This window comes from Erythrobacter sp. THAF29 (assembly GCF_009363635.1).
Taxonomy (GTDB): Bacteria; Pseudomonadota; Alphaproteobacteria; order Sphingomonadales; family Sphingomonadaceae; genus Erythrobacter.
The window spans coordinates 693,889-712,595 of sequence record NZ_CP045392.1; the positions used below are offsets into that span (position 1 = coordinate 693,889).

Sequence of the window (18,707 nt, forward strand, 5' to 3'; positions counted from 1 at the left end):
GGTTCCTTTGGTGCTGTCACTACTTGCCGCAAGCAGCGCGGTCGCCGATCCGATCTACTGGTCCGATCTGGGTATGAGGCCGTACCTGTTCGAAATCGGCTGGTTCCAGCTGCGGTTCTATTCGCTTGCCTACCTGATCGGCATCATCTTCGCCTATTGGCACCTTTCGAAGATGCTGAAAGCGCCCGGTGCGCCGATGGCGCAGCGCCATGCCGACGATCTGTTTCTCTATTGCACGCTGGGCGTGATCCTCGGCGGGAGGATCGGCTATTCAATCTTCTACAACCCCTATCTGTGGGACAATCCGGTGGATGTGCTCAAATTGTGGGAAGGCGGGATGAGCTTCCACGGCGGGGTGATCGGCGTGCTGCTCGCGATCGCCTGGGTCTCACGGCGGGGCAATCTCTCGTTCCTGCGGGTGTGCGACTATATCGCGGTCAATGTGCCGATGGGGATGCTGCTTGGACGGCTTGCCAATTTCGTGAACGGAGAATTGTGGGGCCGGCAGACGGACGTTCCCTGGGGCATGGTGTTCCCCGGCGGCGGGGAGGTGGTGCGCCACCCCAGCCAGCTCTACCAGGCCGGGCTCGAAGGGCTGCTGCTACTGGTCGTGTTGCTGTTCTTGTTCTGGAAGACCAATGCGCGCTATCGGCCGGGCCTTCTGGTCGGTGTGTTCACGCTAGGCATCGGCCTTGCGCGCTTTGTTAACGAATTTTTCCGTGAACCCGATGCACAACTGGCTGACTTTGCAGCCCGAACAGGGCTATCGATGGGGCAATGGCTGACAATACCGCTCATCCTGATTGGATTGATTGTAACGCTCTACGCCGTGACGCGGAAACCCGTGGGGACGGGCAGCGTCAAAAACGCGGCGACGGCGTAAACGACAACGAATGGCGACCGCGTGGCCTCAGGCTTATCGAGCCTGACGGCAGCGAGAGCGAAGCTTCCGACCTGTTCGGCGGCGGCGAGGCCGAGCCGCTTGTCGCCATCGAGGACCTGCCTTCGACAGAAGCGATCTTCTCGCATGTCGGCGCCGAGACGGGGGCCGAAAAAGCGAAGCGCGAAGCCGAAGAGAAAGCCAGACGCGAAGCCGAGGAGAAAGCTCGCAAGGAGGCCGAAGCCAAGGCGAAGGCCGAAGCCGAACGCAAGGCCAAGCTCGAAGCGGAGAAGAAGGCTGCCGCCGAAGCAAAGGCCAAGAAGGAAGCCGAAGAGAAAGCGCGGAAGGAAGCCGAGGCCAAGGCCAAAGCGGAAGCCGAAGAGAAAGCGCGGAAGGAAGCCGAGGCCAAGGCCAAAGCGGAAGCCGAGGCGAAGAAAAAGGCAGAGGCGGAAAAGAAGGCTCGCGAGGAAGCGGAGCGCAAGGCGAAGCTCGAGGCCGAGACGAAAGCCAAGGCCGAAGCGGCAGCCAAGGCGAAGGCCGAGGCGGAAGCAAAGAAGAAGGCGGAGGCGGAGGCCAGAAAGAAGGCCGAAGAAGAAGCGAAAGCAAAGAAGGCCGCGGAAGAAAAAGCGCGCAAAGAGGCCGAGGCCAAAGCCCGAAAAGAAGCGGAGGCAAAGGCCAAACGCGAGGCGGAAGAAAGGGCTCGCGAAGAAGCCGAGGCGAAGAAGAAAGCGGAATCCGAGGCCAAGAAGAGAGCCGAAGAAGAGGCTCGCAAAAAGGCCGAAGCCGAGGCGAAAAAGGCTGCCGAGGAGAAAGCTCGCAAGGAGGCCGAAGCCAAAGCGAAGGCCGAAGCGGAAACGAAGGCGAAAGAGGAAGCCGAAAGGAAAGCCAAGGAAGAGGCCGAGAAGCAGGCGCGCGAAGAGGCCGAACGCAAGGCCAAGGAAGAAGCCGAAGCCAAGGCCAAGGCAGAATCCGAGGAAAAAGCACGCCTCGAAGCCGAAGAGAAAGCCCGCGAGGAAGCGCTAAAGGTCGATCTGGGCGAGACCTTCCGCCGCCTGATCCGCGAGAACGGGCCGATCAGCCTCGCGCAATATATGGGGGAATCGAACGCGCGTTATTACGCGACGCGCGATCCGTTAGGCGATGAGGGCGATTTTATCACCGCGCCGGAAATCAGCCAGATGTTCGGCGAACTCGTCGGCCTTTGGATCGCGGATGTCTGGGTCAAGATGGGCGCCTCGGACAACATCCACTATGTCGAGCTGGGCCCGGGGCGCGGCACGCTGGCGAAGGACGTGCTCCGGACGGCCGGCAAGTACGGGTTTGATCCAAAGGTGCACTTCGTCGAAGGTTCTATGGAGCTGCGCAAGCTCCAGCGGCAGGCCGTGCCGCAGGTGCAGTTCCACCACGATCTATCGACGCTGCCGGATGATCGCCCGCTGCTGATCGTCGCGAACGAATTCTTCGATGCGCTGCCGATCCACCAGCTGATCCGTTCGGCCAATGGCTGGCACGAACGGATGGTTGGCCTCGAAGGCGACGAGCTCGTCTTTGTTGCTGGCGACAAGCCGATGGATTCAATCGTGCCTTCGAGCTGGCGCAGCGCCTCGCAAGGCTCGATGATCGAAACGAGCTCTGCTGCGGCAGCCATCATGGCCGAAATCGCCCAGCGGCTCGCGAAACAGGGCGGTGTCGCGCTGATCATCGATTACGGTCCGACCGAGCTGCGCGCCGGATCGACATTGCAGGCGCTTAAGAGTCACAAGAAAGTCGATCCGCTGACCCATCCGGGCGAGGCGGACCTCACCGCGCATGTCGATTTCGAGATGCTGCAGGAGGTCGCAGAGAAAAACGGCGCCGAGGTTATGGGGCTGCAAATGCAGGGAGAGTGGCTGCGCCAGCTGCATATCGAAACGCGGCTGGAAGCGCTCAAACGCCAGTCGCCCGGCCAGGCCGACGTTCTCCAGCGCCAGTTCGACCGGCTGGTGGAGGACGACCAGATGGGCGTGCTGTTCAAGGTGCTGGGGATTTGCGGCCGTCGCTGGCCGCGAGGCGAGGGCTTCGACTAGAGGCCGATTTTCCTGGCAAGCTCGCGTGCGGCCGCTTTCGGGCTCATTTTCTCCGGCCCTTCGCGATCGACCGCGAAATTCGCCTCGCGCATGGCCTCCACGTCGATAGCGCCGATCAGCGGTTCGAGTGCGGCAATGACGCCCGGATCGTCCTTGATCCGCGGCGACAGCATCAGCATCGCGTCATAGCTCGGCAGTGCTTCGCGCGGGTCATCGAGCACCACCAGCCTGTCCGCCGCGATCCGCCCGTCCGAGGTGTAGGCGCTGATCACGTCGGCCTCGCCCGAACGCAGAGCGTTGTACATGAAGGTCGGCGAGAAATTGCGCGTCCACCTAAACCGCAGGCCATAGGCGTCGCGCACCGCGATCCATTCGGGCCGCTCGAAGAATTCCGGGTCGCCGCCGACCGTGAGTTGCGGCGCGAGCGGCACCAGGTCCTCGAGTGAGGTGACGCCTAGTTCGCGCGCGCGGTCCTCGCGCATGGCAAAGGCATAGGCGTTCTCGAAACCCAGCCGACCGAGCACGCGCACACCGTTTTCCTCGGCCTCCCAATCCCTGATAATCTCGTACATCGCCTCGCGGCCGGGATTGTCGTTGCGCTTCAGGTTGTTGGTCCAGATCGTGCCGGTGTAATCGACCGAGATATCGACCGATGAGTTGGCGACCGCATTGTGGACCACCGCCGAGCCGAGCCCGTCGCGATATTCGACGCTGTAGCCAGCCTCCTCGAGCCGCGATCCGATCAGCTGGGCGAGGATATACTGCTCTGAAAACTGCTTGGAGGCGATGACGATCGCATCGTCGTCATCTCCGCCCGCCTGGTAAGCGAGCGCGGCGAGAATACCCGCCGCCACGGCCAGCAGCCCGCCGCCCCATTGCAGCCGGTTGCGCGATGCAAGCCCGCGTTCGATGAGGCCGAGCAGCAGGTCGGCCACGAGCGCAAGGCCCGCGCTCGCAAGGCAGCCGGCGAGCACCAGCGCCCAGTTCTGCGTCTGCAGCCCGGCGAAGATCGGATCGCCCAGACTCGGCTGGCCGATCGTGGTCGAAAGCGTGGCAGCGCCGATGGTCCACACGCTCGCAGTGCGGATTCCGGCCATGATGAAAGGGGCAGATAGCGGCGCTTCGACGAGGTGCAATCTCTGCCAGCCGGTCATGCCCACGCCATCGGCAGCTTCGAGCACACCGGGATCGAGATTGGCCTGCGCGGTGACCGCGTTTCTCAGGATCGGCAGAAGCGCGTAGAGCGCGAGCGCGAGCAGCGCAGGAAGGAAACCGAGCGTTGGCAGCCCCTCACCGAACACCGCGCGCAGGGAAAGCAGGATCGGAAAAAACAATGCGAGCAGTGCGAGCGCCGGGATCGTCTGGACGAGGCTCGCAAATCCAAGCGCGATCCGGCTTACCGCCTGCGACCGGCTGGCCCACACCGCGAGCGGCAGAGCCACCGCAATGCCAAGCCCGATCGCGCTCGCTGCGAGTATGACATGCGCCGCGAGCTTGTCGCCGAGGCCAAGGAGTATCTCGCCGAAACCGTCCATCAGGCCAATCCCCCGCTCAAGCCAGCCGCCCTTCCATCGCCGCGAGCCGTTCGGCCTGCTGGCGCGGGACGGCGACAAGGCCCTGAGCGATCTCGCCGCCTTCGCCTTTGAGCAATTGTTCGGGCGTGCAGTCCGCGACAAGCTCGCCTGCATGCATCACCAGCACGCGGTCGGCGAGCAGCAGCGCCTCGGCCATGTCGTGCGTCACCATGATGGTGGTCAGGCCCAGCTCCCGGTGCAATTCGCGCACTCTTTCGCCCAGCGCGTCGCGGGTGATCGGATCGAGCGCGCCGAACGGCTCGTCCATCAGCAGCAATTCCGGATCCCCGGCAAGCGCGCGGGCCACGCCTACGCGCTGGCGCTGGCCGCCCGAAAGTTCGTCCGGCATCCGCGCAGCCATTTCGGGATCGAGTTCCACCAGCCGCAGCAATTCGGCAATCCGCGCATCTGGCAGGGCTTCGCCCGCAAGCCTCGGCCCGATGGAAATGTTCTCTCCGACGGTCATATGCGGGAACAGGCCGATCCCCTGGAATACGTATCCGACCCGGCGGCGCAGCTGCGCCTGTTTCATCGCGGTCACGTCCTCACCGCCGAACAGCACCCTCCCGCCGCTAGGTTCCACCAGCGTGTTGACCATTTTCAGGAGCGTTGACTTGCCCGATCCCGAGGCTCCGACCAGCGCGGTGAAGCTCCCGTTGGCAATGGTGCAAGACACACCGGCGACCGCGATTGTCTCGCCATAGCGTTTTTCGACAGCCTCGAAGACAAGGAGCGGGTGTTCAGTTTCGGGTGCCGGCATCGCAGGGGGGAATAGCGGGCTGCGCGCTATTGGGCCAGACGCTCCGCAGGCACGCGGATCACCGCGTGCAGGCCATCACGGCGCCAGTCATGCTCGATTTCGCCGCCCAACTGGCCGGTGATCGACATCTGGAGCAATCGTGACCCGAACCCGCTATCCAAAGGAGCGACGACTTCGGGTCCGCCCACTTCGGTCCAGGTGACCGACACGATTTCGCCCTCCTTCTCGATGGCGATTTCGACCTTTCCATCGGCCTCGCTCAGCGCTCCGTATTTGGCCGAGTTGGTCGCGAACTCGTGAAACGCCAGGGCGAGCGGCGTTGTCGCGCGTTTGCCGATCGGCACATCGTCGCCCTTTATCGTGACCCGGCTGTTCTCGGCGGTGCCATACGGCGCCATCAGGACGCTCAACAGCCGGTCGAGCCGGTCTTCCGACTGGTTGCCGATCTGCAGGGCAAATTCCTGCGCCCTTGCCAGTGCACGAATGTTGTCGGCGAGCATGTCGCCAAAAACCTTCATCGTCTTGTCGCCGCGCGAATGCAGCGCGATCAGGCCGATGATGACGGTAAAGATGTTCTTGATCCGGTGAGCGAGCTCGCCTGCAAGCAGCTCGCGTTCCTGCGAAATGCGGTAGGCGTCGTCGATATCGGTTAGCGTGCCGTACCAGCGCGCAGTCTCTGGATCGTGGGTCGAAGGGACAGCGCGGCTCAGCACCCAGCGATAGCTGCCATCGGCCTGTCGCATGCGCCATTCGTCTTCAAACAGTTCGGCTTTCTCCACCGCAGCGGTGAATTTCTCGAGCGACGCGTCGTAATCCTCCGGGTGGATCACTTGCCGCCAGTCATCGACCGTCTTGGGCGGTTCGAGCCCGGTGACGATGCTCCAGCGCGCGTTGAAATAATCGAAAGTGCCACCCGGTGCTGCAGACCAGGCGATATCGGGCACGCTGTCGAGCACGAACTGCACGCGTTGGGCGCTCAATGCCAGTTCCTCGACCGCGCGGTTGGCGCTGCGGTGGGCATCCAGCCGACGCCTTGTCGCGGCGGCGAGCACTTCCAGACCTTCGAGCTGGAATTCATCGAGCGCTTCTGCGCGCGGCTTCGTATCGATAACGCAGAGCGAACCGAGCGGGGCGCCTTCAGGGCTGATCAACGGCATTCCGGCATAGAACCTGATAAACGGCTCGCCCGTAACAAGCGGGTTTGTCGCAAAGGTGGGATGCTCGCGTGCATCGAGTACGATCATGGCCTCGCTCCCGAGCATTGCGTGCGCGCAGAAGCTCCACGAACGCGGCGTCTCGGAGGTATCGATCCCTTCCTTTGCCAGGAAGCGCTGACGCTCTTCTTCGACGATGCTTACGAGCGCGATTTCGGCATAGCACAGCTTCGCTGCGAAACGGGCGATCTGGGCCAGTTCGCCATCCCCGTCCAGCTCGTCCATGCCGTAGCTGGCGAGTACCGTAAGCCTTTCATCCTCCGAGCAAAACTCGCTCGCAGGCGGTGCGCCTACCGGCCATGGTTCAGGATCGTTCAGTTTCAGCAGGACTTCCTCGGGAACCGCATGGCGAGAGGCAATACAGCAATGCGAAGCCTCGTCAAACGGGGATCATTTGGTGGCTTGTTGCTACCGGGATCGGGCCTCGCGCACGCTGGCCGTTGGCCTTTGGCAGAGGCGTTGCTAAGGCGCAGCGCATTACATCCTTTCGCCCCTTCGCGAATGATACGCGGCGGCGAACACAAGACGGAACATACAAACCATGCGTGCCACCCCCGATTTCGATTTCCAGCTTGGCGAAGCGGCCGAGATGATTCGCGACAGCGTTTCGCGCTTTGCCGACGAACAGATCGCTCCGCTTGCGACAAAGATCGACCGCGAGGACTACTTCCCGCGGGAGGAACTTTGGCAGGCAATGGGCGAGCTCGGCCTGCACGGGATCACTGTGGAAGAGGAGCATGGCGGCCTCGGCCTCGGCTATCTCGAACACGTGATCGCGGTCGAAGAAGTCAGCCGCGCGAGCGCATCGCTCGGCCTCTCCTACGGCGCGCATTCGAATCTGTGTCTCAACCAGATCCGCCGCTGGGGCAATGAGGAGCAGAAGGCGAAATACCTTCCCGGCCTGATCTCCGGCGAGCATGTCGGTTCGCTGGCGATGTCCGAGGCCAATGCGGGATCGGATGTCGTCTCGATGAAGCTGAAGGCAGAAGCGGTGCAGGGCGGCTACGTGCTCAATGGAACAAAGTTCTGGATCACCAACGCTCCCTATGCCGATACGCTCGTCGTCTATGCGAAGACCGACGGTCAGGCCGGATCGCGCGGCATCACTGCCTTCATCATCGAAAAGGATGACGAGGGCTTTTCGATCGGCCAGAAGATCGAAAAGGTCGGGATGCGCGGCTCGCCCACGGCAGAGCTGGTGTTCGATGATTGCCACATTCCCGAGGACCGCGTGATGGGTCCGGTCAATGGCGGGGTCGGCGTGCTGATGAGCGGTCTCGACTATGAGCGCGTAGTGCTCGCAGGGCTCCAGCTCGGGATCATGCAGGCGTGTCTCGACACGGTCATACCCTATCTTCGCGAGCGCAAGCAGTTCGGAAAGCCGATCGGTTCCTTCCAGCTGATGCAGGCCAAGGTCGCCGACATGTATGTCGCGCTGCAATCCGCGCGGGCCTACACCTATGCGGTGGCCAAGGCCTGCGATGCCGACCAGACCACGCGCTTCGACGCAGCGGGCTGCATCCTGCTGGCGAGCGAAAACGCCTTCCGCGTAGCGGCCGAAAGCGTGCAGGCGCTGGGCGGCGCGGGCTATACGCTAGACTGGCCGGTGGAGCGCTACATGCGCGATGCGAAGCTGCTCGATATCGGCGCCGGTACGAACGAGATCCGCCGGATGCTGATCGGGCGGGAACTGATCGGAGCGGCGGGGTGATCTTGTCGCAGCAGAAGCAGGGAACCTAGCTTTGGACCACTTCGCCGATCTCCTGCAAGCGCTTGCACCTGACGCACCGTCGTCGGTCGGCGTCGCCGGCATCGCTGATTGGGAAGAGCGCATGAATGCTCGCCTCCCGCAACAATTGCGCGATATCCTATTATACAAAGACGGAGGAACTCTCAGCCCAGCATTCTTAGTGGCATCCGGCCATCGCACGGTTCATTTTGGACGACTGCTGGGCCTTACTCCCCATCCCCACGGCTCCATTAAGAAAGTCTCGGAATGGGTGGATGAAATCGAACATTCACTTGCTTCAATTCCACCCAGCTTATTCATCTTTGCCGACGACTGGGACGGAAATGCGATCACCTTCGATGCATTTTCAGGTGAAATTGGTTTCATGGATCACGAAACGATGGGTGATACCTTCACGGATCCCGAAACCTACTACCCTATTGCCTCCAGCTTTGAAAATTTTCTGAGCGCCTTAAGGCCCGGACAGTGAGCTTATGACCGCACCCGTACTCACCTCGAAACTCGACCGCGAAGCGCCTGATGCCAAGGCGCGTTTCGAGCATAACCGCTTGCTCGCGCAGGAATTGCGCGCGCGTGTCGCCGAAGCCGCGCTCGGCGGATCGGAGCGCTCGCGTGAGCGGCACGTGTCGCGCGGGAAGTTGCTTCCGCGCGAGCGGGTAGAGCGCCTGCTCGATCCGGGCTCGCCATTCCTCGAAATCGGCCAGCTTGCCGCGAACGGTCTTTACGGCGACGAGATCAACGGCGCAGGGATGATCGCCGGGATCGGCCGCGTCTCGGGCCGTCAGGTGATGATCGTGTGCAACGATGCCACGGTGAAGGGCGGCACCTACTACCCGATGACGGTGAAGAAGCACCTGCGCGCGCAGGAGATCGCGCAGGAAAACCGCCTGCCGTGCATCTATCTCGTCGACAGCGGCGGCGCGAACTTGCCGCACCAGGCCGAGGTCTTCCCCGACCGCGACCATTTCGGGCGCATCTTCTTCAATCAGGCGAATATGAGCGCGCTCGGCATTCCGCAGATTGCGTGTGTGATGGGCTCTTGCACGGCAGGCGGCGCCTACGTCCCTGCCATGTCCGACGAGACGGTGATCGTTCGCAATCAGGGCACCATCTTCCTTGCCGGACCCCCGCTGGTGAAAGCCGCAACGGGCGAGGAAATCAGCGCAGAGGACCTCGGTGGCGGCGACCTACACGCCAAGAAATCGGGCGTTGTCGATCACCTCGCCGAGAACGACGAGCACGCACTCACCATCGTGCGCGATATCGTCAGCCAGCTTGGCGCGAATACCGGCGCTGCAAAGGATATCGCGCTCAAAGACCCGCGCCCGCCCAAGTTCGACGCGGAAGACCTCTACGCCATCGTCCCCGAAGATGTGCGCGCGCCCTACGATGTGCACGAGGTGATCGCGCGGCTGGTCGACGGAAGCGAGTTCCACGAGTTCAAGCAGCATTACGGTTCCACCCTCGTCTGCGGCTTTGCGCATATCTGGGGGATGCCGGTCGCGATCCTTGCCAATAACGGCGTGCTGTTTTCCGAGAGCGCGCAAAAGGGCGCGCATTTCATCGAGCTTGCCTGCCAGCGGCGCATCCCGCTCCTCTTCCTGCAGAACATTTCCGGCTTCATGGTCGGCGGGAAATACGAGGCGGAGGGCATCGCCAAGCATGGCGCAAAGCTCGTCACCGCCGTCGCCACCGCGACCGTGCCCAAGATCACCGTGGTGATCGGCGGCAGCTTTGGCGCGGGCAATTACGGCATGGCGGGCCGCGCCTATTCCCCGCGCTTCCTCTTCACCTGGCCCAATGCGCGCATCTCCGTGATGGGCGGCGAGCAGGCGGCAAGCGTGCTTGCGACCGTCCACCGCGACGCCGACAGCTGGAGCGAGGAAGAGGCCGAGGCCTTCAAAGCCCCGATCCGCCAGAAATACGAGGACGAGGGCAACCCCTACTACGCCACCGCACGGCTGTGGGACGACGGCGTGATCGACCCGGTGCAGACAAGGGATGTGCTGGGGCTGGCGTTTGCGGCGACGCTCGAAGCGCCGATCCCCGAGCGGCCGCAGTTTGGCGTGTTCAGGATGTGAACATTGCTCTTTTGGACTGAAAGCATTTCCCTTCCTGACGTCACCGAGGATCAACTCGTTGAGGCGATCGGCCGGGAACAAATCGACGATGGTTGGATCGCTCAGCTCGAGATCACCGGCATGAATTACCTGCATTCTATGGCATTCGAGCGCCCCGATGGAAGGATGGGTTTCTACCTCGAACGCAGAGGCCCGGAACTCGACGAATGGCATGAGGGTGTCACTCGAGACCGAACGAGAGTCACACTGCCGCGTCCGTGGTGGCAGTTCTGGGCGGAAAGCATCGAGACCTTTTTGTTCGAGCGCGAAGAGATGCTCTCTGCGTTTCGGCAGTTCTTGAACGGTGAGGATCGGCCCAGTGTGGCGGATTGGACGGCGATTCCTCCAAGTTACTAGGACTGACGCTCTTTGTATTCTGAAACCCCCACCCTTTCCCTTGCGTAACTCCCCCGATTGCGGGCAAGGACGCTCGCAGGGGAGAGAGAACCACATTGCGCCATAACGAAACCCGTAACGTCACGCTGCTGTCGCGCATCGTGAACCGGATCATCCTTGTCCTTTACAAGTGGAAGGGCTGGAAGATCGAAGGCTCGCTGCCCAAACATCTCAAGAAATATGTGATCGCGGGCGCGCCGCACACCTCGAACTGGGACTTCGTGTTCTTCGCCGGCGCTACCAAGCACGAGCAGGTGCAGCCAAACTTCATGGGCAAGCACACGTTGTTCCAGGGCATCATGAAGAACTTCATGCTCGACATGGGCGGCATTGGGGTCGATCGCAGCGCGCCGGGCGGCATTGTCGAACAGATGAAAGCCGAATTCGACCGGCGCAGCGAACTCGCGCTCGTCATGGCGGCCGAAGGGACCCGCAACACGGACGGCAAGTGGAAGTCCGGCTTCTACCGCATCGCGCAGGCTGCTGGCGTGCCGATCGTCCCCGCCTATGCCGATAACGAGAACATGGTGATCGGCTTCGGGGAACCGATGGTGCCGACCGGGAATTACGGGGAGGACCTCCTCAAGCTCGCCCAGTGGTTCCGCTCCAAGCTGCCCGATTACGATCGGTACAAGGTTCTGGAACAGCAGGCGCGTGACATCATTGCCGGAAAAAACGATGTTTGAAGCCCTGGCGGCAAACGCCGCCGTTCTGATCGTGCTGGTGCTGGTCCAGTGGGCGATTTCCGTCCGGATCAACGACGTCTCCTTCATCGACGCCTTTTGGGGCGCAGGGATGGGCATGATGGCACTGGTGAGCTGGATCCAGCTTTCAAGGCCCGGCCCGCTCGCGACATTGCTGCTGGTGATGACGGCGGCATGGGGTTTCCGCCTCGGCATCTACCTCTTCGCCCGCTGGTGGAAGGAGGGCGAGGACAAGCGCTACGAACGCATGCTCAGAAAGGACCGCGAGAAGGGCAATTTTGCCGTGGCCGCGCTGACCAAGGTGTGGCTCGGACAGGCGGTTCTGCTGATGCTGGTTTCGAGCCCCGCGCAGGTCGGCATTCTGGCAAGCGAAGTGCCTGCGCCGATTACCACGCTCAGCTACATCGGTCTCGCGATCTATCTCGTTGGCATCTTCTTCGAATGGGTCGGTGACTGGCAATTGACCCGCTTTAAAAGCAATCCCGATAACGAGGGCAAAGTGCTCGACAGCGGGCTGTGGTGCTACACTCGCCACCCCAACTATTTTGGCGATTTCTGCGCGTGGTGGGGCATCTGGCTCACCGCAGCGAGCGCAGGGTGGGAATATGCGCTCTACACGCTGCCCGGACCGCTGTTCTTGACCTTCACGCTCACCAAGTGGTCGGGCGTGACGCTGCTGGAGAAAGGCATGGATAAGTCGAAGGGCGAGAAATACGCCGATTACAAGCGGCGCACCTCCTCGTTCTTCCCTCTCCCTCCCAAAGAATCCTCTTCGTCGAGCTGACTGCGCAGTTCGTCGCTGCGTCGCACAAAATATTGCATGTCACGCCTTTAAGCCGACGCCGTGCAACACTATGTTGCGCCCGTTCAGGAGGATAGCGCGCGCCATGGCATTGAGCCCGGAAACGAGGGAAACCGAACGCAAGCGGATTGCGCGGATGGTGCTCGATCTCGTCAAGGAACGCGGCGCCGAAATTCCCTATGCCATCGCAATCAGCGAAAGCGGGCTTTCGCGGGGGCGCTTTGAACAGCTTTTCGAGGACTATGACGACTTGTTCGATGCGGTCGCGCAGACCTGGCTCGAGCCGCACATCAATGCGATGGAAAAGGTGCGCAGCGCCGACCTCCCGCCCAATCGCAAGCTCTACGAATTCTTCCGCAGCCGCTTCGTGATCTCGCGCGACCGGTTCCGCGACGACCCCGAATTCTTCACGATCCTGTGCGAGATGGGCGCGGCCAATTTCGAGCGCGTGCGCAGCTATGTCGACCTCGCCGACCATTACCAGTGCGAGATCATCGTCGAAGCGCAGGCCGAAGGCTATCTCGCAGGACTCGAAATCGACGAGGCGCTGTCGCTGATCAACCAGATGGTTTCGAACTACACGCTGCCCGATGCGATGATCTATCTCGGCGACAAGCTTACCGAGCACAAACTCGCGCGGATCATCGATACGATCTTCATCGGATTGTCGGGAGAGGCGGGAGGCGACGCGGCCGGGGTCAACACGCTGCGCGTCGCGACCTGACCTTCAGCGCTTTGGGCGCTTGAACTGCAGGACGTTGCGCGGCGGCCTGAGTGGACGTCCGCGCAGCCGGTTCTCATTGAGCGCGTATTTGAGGCTCGCGCCGATCATCACGGTCGAAGTCAGCAGCAAGATGATCGCCCAGACCCAGTGCGGGAGGGCGAGCGCGGCCTCGATCTGGCCGGTGTCCGACAGGAGCGGGGTGCCGCCGACCACCGCACGCTCGGTGAAGAGGTAATTCCAGTCCGAAAGCATGCTCATCGCCGCGATCACGCCGAGGAACTGCAACGTGAAGCGCGCTATGCCATCCGAAGCGCGCCACGCGATGAAGCCAAGCAATGCGCCCAGCAGCGGCAGCACCGCATAGCCGACCGGCGAGCGTACATAGATGATGGTCGAGGCAAGGATCGCCGCCGCTACGGCCCATAGAGCCGGGCGCCACAAACGCGGATGCGCGCTCGCCATGATGAGACCGGCTCCGGCGAGACTGGGGGCAAGCGGCCCGCCCGCTGCGATTGCCGCATGGGTGAAGACCGATGCATCGCCGGTTACGAGGCTTTCGGCGACGCCCGAGCCGTCCGAATAGATCATCAGTCGCTCGAAATCCTGCCCGACGAGGAGAGCGGTTAGGCCGTGACCCATTTCATGCCACCACGTTGTGAGGATGACGAACGGATAGATGAGATAATTACCAAAGGGCAATGCGGGCAGGAACACCACGATCACGCCGGCGAGCAGCAGCCGTCCGACCTGTTCGGCCTGGCTTCCGGGGGCTGCCAGCGATTGCATCGATCAGGCTTCCCGGTGCTGCGGAACCGGCTCGGGATCGTCGTTGTCGGGGCGGGCCTTGCCGTCGACGCCGACGCGGGTGCGATACCGTGCGGCTGCCTCTTCGTCCTCGGCGCGCTGTTCCTGCCAGATCGACCAGCTTGCAAGGAACAGGCCGGCGACGAGCGGTCCGAGCACGATGCCCGATATCCCTGCAATCGCCAGGCCGCCAAGCGTGGTGATGAGGATGATCCAGTCGGGAATGCCGGTGTCACGACCCACGAGGATCGGCCGCAGCACGTTGTCCGCCGAACTGACAATGATGAAACCGAAGGCGAGGATGAAAACGCCCTGCCAGATCTCTCCGGTGACGAGCATGTAGATCCCGATCGGCGCCCAAACGAGCGCAGTGCCGATCGCCGGGATCAGCGCGAGGATCGTCATCATGACGCCGAGCAGCAGTGCGGAGGGAACGCCCGCGATCGCGAGCATGATCCCGCCCAGTGTTCCCTGCACCAGGCCCACCACTCCCGAACCCTTGATTGTAGCCCGCACGATGCCGAGGAAGCGCGCAGCCAGCCGGTCGGCAATCTCGCGCTCGACAGGAGCCGAATGAAGCAGCGTCTCGCCGATGCGCGAACCATCCCGCAGCAGGAAGTAGGTAACGTACAAACCAACACCGAGAGCGAGGAAAAAGCTGAGCGCGCCGCTGCCGATCGAGAAAGCGGAACTCGCGATAAGCCCGGCGCTTTCGCCGAGGAGGTTTTGCAGCCGGTCCTGCAACTGGCTCATATCCGACCATCCGCTCTCATCGACCATTTCCTGTGCAGCGGCAGGCAGCAGGTTGTAGACCTGGCTTGCCCACGCGGCGAGATCGATCGGGTTTTCCTGCAATGCGGCGATTACGCCGAGTGCCTGCTCAACCACCATCGCGCCGATCCAGAAGGCCGGGAGGATAACTGCCAGAAGGATGATGGTGAGCGTAATGAGCGCTGCCGGATTGCGCTTGCCGCGCACCTTCACAAGCACCCATTTGTAAAGCGGCTGAAACATGATCGCGGCGAGAGCCGACCACAGCAACGCGGTCGCAAATGGCCATGCGATCCAGACGAGCAGGATGGTAACCGCAGCGAGGATCAGCAGGAAGCTGACCTGCTCGACCTCGCTCGTATGGTGCTGTTCGCCGGCCATTTCTTCTGTGTCTCTATCCGCCAATAGGTACCCCTGTTCTTACCGGCGCCAATTGTTCAGGTTCCTGAACGAAAAGGCAAATCCCCTGACGTGTGGCCCCGATCACACATCGAGGTTGGCGACGTTGAGCGCGTTGTCCTGGATGAACTCGCGTCGCGGTTCGACCACGTCGCCCATCAGGCGGGTGAAGATCTCGTCGGTGACGTCGGCATCTTCGACTTTGACCTGCAGCAGCGCCCGGTTTTCCGGATCGAGCGTGGTCTCCCACAGCTGCTCCGCATTCATTTCGCCCAGCCCTTTGTAGCGCTGGATCGAAAGCCCCTTGCGCCCGGCGGCGAAGACCGCGTCGAGCAGCTCGGTCGGGCGGCTGATTGCATCATCGCCCATTGCCGCGGGCGGATCGTCTGTCTCGGTGTCCTCGCTCGGCACCTCGTCTTCATCCTGAGCGGCCATCTTCACGAGCCGCACAGGCGCGGCGTAGCTTTCGGCCTGCAAGGCGGCGAGGCCGTGGAGCTTGTGCGCCTCTGTGCTGGTGAGGAAACGCGCGTCGATCTCGTGCGCATCGGTCACACCGCGCCAGACGCGGGCGAACATCACCGAACCATCGTCGCGGATGCTCGCGCTCCACTTGGCCTCGGGATCGCCCAGCTGAAGGCGCTTTGCCGTGAGGTCGAGAGCTGCTGCACGTTGTTCGGGATTGAGTTCCGGATCGAGCGCGCCGGACAGCGCCATCTGTTCGACCAGCGCCGGATCGTAACGGCGCGGGATGAAGGCGAGCAGGTTGCGAAGCCGCAGCGCCTGCTCAATCAATGTGCGCAGGTCCTCGCCCGAGCGCGCGCCACCCTGCGTTTCGAGCACCCTGTTGTTGAGGCCCGCATCGACGAGGTAGCGATCGAGTGCCGCCTGGTCTTTCAGATAGACCTCGCTGCGGCCTTTGGAGACCTTAAACAGCGGCGGCTGCGCGATGAACAGGTGCCCTGCCTTCACGATCTCCGGCATCTGGCGGTGGAAGAAGGTGAGCAGCAGCGTGCGGATATGCGCGCCGTCGACATCGGCGTCGGTCATGATCACTATCTTGTGATAGCGCAGCTTCTCGAGGTCGAATTCATCGCGAATGCCGGTGCCCATCGCCTGGATCAGCGTGCCGACTTCCTTGGACGAGATGATCCGGTCGAAGCGGGCGCGTTCGACATTCAGGATCTTGCCCTTCAATGGCAGGATCGCCTGCGTCTTGCGGTCGCGGCCCTGCTTGGCCGATCCGCCTGCGGAATCGCCCTCGACCAGGAACAGTTCAGCCTTGGTCGCATCGCGCTCCTGGCAGTCGGCGAGCTTGCCCGGCAGCGAGGCGACGCTCATCGCACCCTTGCGGCTCATCTCGCGCGCGCGCCGTGCGGCTTCGCGCGCCGCGGCGGCGTCCACGATTTTCTGGATGATCGCCTTGGCCTCGTTCGGGTTCTCCTCCAGCCAGTCGTTCATCTTCTCGCCCATCAGCGATTCAAGTGGCTGGCGGACTTCGGAAGACACGAGCTTGTCCTTGGTCTGCGAGGAGAACTTGGGGTCGGGCAGTTTGACGCTGACGATCGCGGTCAGCCCTTCGCGCATGTCCTCGCCGGATAACGAAACCTTCTCCTTCTTGATGAGGCCCGAACGGTCGGCGTAATTGTTGAGCGTGCGCGTCAGCGCCGCACGGAATGCGGCAAGGTGCGTGCCCCCGTCGCGCTGCGGGATGTTGTTGGTGAAGGTGAGGACGTTTTCGTAATAGCTGTCGTTCCATTCGAGCGCGACGTCGATGCCGATTCCGTCCTTCTCGGCCGAGACCGAAATCGGCTCGGCAATCAGCGCCTCCTTGTTGCGATCGAGCCATTTGACGAAGGCCGCGATACCGCCCTCGTAATACATGTCATGTTCGAGAATTTCCTCGTGCCGCTTGTCGCGGATGAGGATGCGCACGCCCGAATTGAGGAAAGCGAGTTCGCGGTAGCGGTGCTCGAGCTTCTCGAAATCGAATTCGGTGACGTTCTTGAAGGTTTCTTCCGACGCTTTGAAGGTGACGCGCGTGCCTTTCTTGAGGCCGTTTTCATCGCCATTGCTGTCGACCGGCGGCGCATCGCCTCTTACTTCGAGGCTGTTCACCGCCTCGCCATGCTCGAAGCGCATCCAGTGCTCCTTGCCGTCGCGCCAGATGGTGAGCTCGAGCCATTCGGACAGCGCGTTCACGACCGAGACGCCGACGCCGTGCAGGCCGCCTGAGACCTTGTAGGCGTTGTCGTCGGAAGTGTTTTCAAACTTACCGCCCGCGTGCAGCTGGGTCATGATGACCTCGGCTGCCGACACGCCTTCTTCCTTGTGCATATCGACCGGGATGCCGCGGCCATTGTCCTCGACGCTGACGCTCCCGTCCGGGTTGAGCTCGATCAGGACGAGATCGCAATGACCCGCCAGCGCCTCGTCGATGGCATTGTCCGACACCTCGAAGACCATGTGGTGCAGGCCCGAACCATCGTCGGTGTCGCCGATGTACATGCCGGGGCGCTTGCGAACCGCATCGAGGCCTTTCAGGACCTTGATCGAATCCGCGCCATATTCGCCGTTCTGGCGCTGCTTTTCAGGGGTGTTTTGTGAGTTCTCGTCCATGCCGATTATATAGGCGCTGCAGGGGCGAAACCCAAACTTTCAGAGGTGCGCCGACCGGCTTTTTCCACGGACCGATCCACTGCCTCGCAAGGCACTGGTTTTCCGAAGATTCTCTGGCTAGTTTCCTATCGGGATGGGAGCGCATATCGTCATAGGGGGAGGCTCGGGGTTTGTCGGCTCGGCAATCACCGAAAAGCTGCGCGCTAGAGGCGACCGAGTAACTTGGATCAGCCGCCATCCCGGCCCGGATCGGATCACCTGGGGCCAGCTTGCCGAAACGGGCCTCCCTCAATGCGACGCGGTCATAAACCTGGCCGGAATGCATATCCTCAACCCGCGACGGCGCTGGAATGCGGCCTATCGCGAAGAGGTCATCCGTTCGCGGGTCGAAACGACACAAACGCTGGTCGATGCCATCAATCGGGCCGAAAAACCTCCCGAATTGTTCGTTTCGACTGCCGGCAAATGCTTCTACGGAACCGGCGAGATTGGCGCGGCAAGGGAGTATCCCGAACTCGACGAGGATGCTGAGCCGATGGGAATCGACTTTCCAGCGGAACTCGTCGGACAGTGGGAAAAGGCAGCGGAGGGCATCGACACGTCGCGAGTACGCCATGCCAAGGTCAGGATCGCGATCGTGCTGGGCGCGGTACGCCGCGAAGGGTTTCTGTCGCGCCTCTGGCGCATAGGCAATTCGCGGGGTTTCCTGCCGATTATCCGGCTTCCGTTTTGCCTTGGCCTCGGATGCGTGATCGGCGAGGGGCGGCAGCCATTCCCCTGGATCCATATCGACGATTGCGCCGCCCTGTTCTTGCACCTGATCGACAATCGGGATCTGTCCGGTCGCTTCAATGCCGTGGCACCTGAAAGCGTGACAAGCGAGCAATTCATCCGCGCCTTCGCCAGTCATTTGCGCCGCCCGATAGTCTGGCGAGCGCCGCAATGGCTGATCATGCGACTGGTAGGAGCGGAGCGGGCATCGATCCTGCTCGAGGGCCAGAAGGTCGTGCCGAGGCGAACGCTCGAGAGCGGCTTTCGCTTCAAATATCCGACGCTCGATGAGGCGCTCGGCGATCTGGTGGAGATCACGGTATAGGGCCTGCGCGTCAATCGGGTTGGAAAACTGA

General features: G+C 62.2%; 16 protein-coding genes. 10 read left to right on the top strand and 6 right to left on the bottom strand.

Annotated elements, in window-relative coordinates:
• Positions 1-10 precede the first annotated feature (10 nt).
• A complete protein-coding gene (gene lgt, locus FIU90_RS03455) occupies positions 11-883 on the top strand; it encodes a prolipoprotein diacylglyceryl transferase (protein WP_152433514.1) in 873 nt (290 codons plus the stop codon).
• Positions 778-2,946: a class I SAM-dependent methyltransferase gene (locus tag FIU90_RS15835; protein WP_370515135.1), complete on the top strand. Its 2,169-nt coding sequence runs from the start codon at positions 778-780 to the stop codon at positions 2,944-2,946. Before lgt ends, FIU90_RS15835 begins: the two co-directional genes overlap by 106 nt.
• Here the strand turns inward: FIU90_RS15835 and FIU90_RS03470 are convergent.
• The 3 genes from FIU90_RS03470 to FIU90_RS03480 are packed head-to-tail and all read right to left on the bottom strand — an operon-like array spanning position 2,943 to position 6,719.
• Positions 2,943-4,481, bottom strand: a complete 1,539-nt coding sequence (locus FIU90_RS03470; protein ID WP_152433515.1) for a glycine betaine ABC transporter substrate-binding protein — start codon at positions 4,479-4,481, stop codon at positions 2,943-2,945. The two genes, FIU90_RS15835 and FIU90_RS03470, sit on opposite strands and share 4 nt — an antisense overlap.
• A 16-nt stretch (positions 4,482-4,497) precedes the next feature.
• Complete coding sequence (locus FIU90_RS03475) at positions 4,498-5,280, bottom strand: ABC transporter ATP-binding protein (protein WP_152433516.1); 783 nt, start codon at positions 5,278-5,280, stop codon at positions 4,498-4,500.
• 26 nt (positions 5,281-5,306) lie between these two features.
• On the bottom strand, positions 5,307-6,719 hold the full coding sequence (locus tag FIU90_RS03480) for a sensor histidine kinase (protein WP_152433517.1): 1,413 nt from the start codon (positions 6,717-6,719) through the stop codon (positions 5,307-5,309).
• A gap of 316 nt (positions 6,720-7,035) precedes the next feature.
• Here FIU90_RS03480 and FIU90_RS03485 point away from each other — a divergent pair, with 316 nt between their 5' ends.
• From FIU90_RS03485 to FIU90_RS03515, 7 genes are all read left to right on the top strand, one after another.
• Positions 7,036-8,205 (top strand): isovaleryl-CoA dehydrogenase, encoded by a 1,170-nt coding sequence (locus FIU90_RS03485; protein ID WP_152433518.1) that lies wholly within the window; start codon positions 7,036-7,038, stop codon positions 8,203-8,205.
• A 31-nt stretch (positions 8,206-8,236) separates the two neighbouring features.
• Entirely contained in the window at positions 8,237-8,713 is a 477-nt protein-coding gene (locus FIU90_RS03490; protein ID WP_152433519.1) for an SMI1/KNR4 family protein, read from the top strand.
• A 4-nt stretch (positions 8,714-8,717) separates the two neighbouring features.
• A complete protein-coding gene (locus FIU90_RS03495; protein ID WP_152433520.1) occupies positions 8,718-10,325 on the top strand; it encodes a carboxyl transferase domain-containing protein in 1,608 nt (535 codons plus the stop codon).
• Between the two features lie 3 nt (positions 10,326-10,328).
• Positions 10,329-10,721 carry a hypothetical protein gene (locus FIU90_RS03500; RefSeq protein ID WP_152433521.1) on the top strand — a complete coding sequence of 131 codons (393 nt, stop codon included), beginning with the start codon at positions 10,329-10,331 and terminating at the stop codon, positions 10,719-10,721.
• Between the two features lie 95 nt (positions 10,722-10,816).
• Entirely contained in the window at positions 10,817-11,446 is a 630-nt protein-coding gene (locus FIU90_RS03505; RefSeq protein ID WP_152433522.1) for a lysophospholipid acyltransferase family protein, read from the top strand.
• Positions 11,439-12,248, top strand: a complete 810-nt coding sequence (locus FIU90_RS03510; protein WP_152433523.1) for a DUF1295 domain-containing protein — start codon at positions 11,439-11,441, stop codon at positions 12,246-12,248. The genes FIU90_RS03505 and FIU90_RS03510 overlap by 8 nt, the downstream gene beginning before the upstream one ends.
• 103 nt (positions 12,249-12,351) lie before the next feature.
• A complete protein-coding gene (locus FIU90_RS03515) occupies positions 12,352-12,990 on the top strand; it encodes a hypothetical protein (protein WP_152433524.1) in 639 nt (212 codons plus the stop codon).
• Positions 12,991-12,993: 3 nt separating this feature from the next.
• On the opposite strand, the gene FIU90_RS03520 is transcribed toward FIU90_RS03515, so the two are convergent.
• The 3 genes from FIU90_RS03520 to gyrB form a co-directional block, all read right to left on the bottom strand.
• Entirely contained in the window at positions 12,994-13,776 is a 783-nt protein-coding gene (locus tag FIU90_RS03520; RefSeq protein ID WP_152433525.1) for a M50 family metallopeptidase, read from the bottom strand.
• 3 nt (positions 13,777-13,779) lie between these two features.
• On the bottom strand, positions 13,780-14,946 hold the full coding sequence (locus FIU90_RS03525) for an AI-2E family transporter (protein ID WP_152433526.1): 1,167 nt from the start codon (positions 14,944-14,946) through the stop codon (positions 13,780-13,782).
• 102 nt (positions 14,947-15,048) lie between these two features.
• Entirely contained in the window at positions 15,049-17,580 is a 2,532-nt protein-coding gene (gene gyrB, locus FIU90_RS03530) for a DNA topoisomerase (ATP-hydrolyzing) subunit B (RefSeq protein WP_152433527.1), read from the bottom strand.
• Positions 17,581-17,713: 133 nt separating this feature from the next.
• Between gyrB and FIU90_RS03535 the strand changes: the two genes are divergently transcribed.
• Complete coding sequence (locus tag FIU90_RS03535; RefSeq protein WP_152433528.1) at positions 17,714-18,676, top strand: TIGR01777 family oxidoreductase; 963 nt, start codon at positions 17,714-17,716, stop codon at positions 18,674-18,676.
• Positions 18,677-18,707 lie beyond the last annotated feature (31 nt).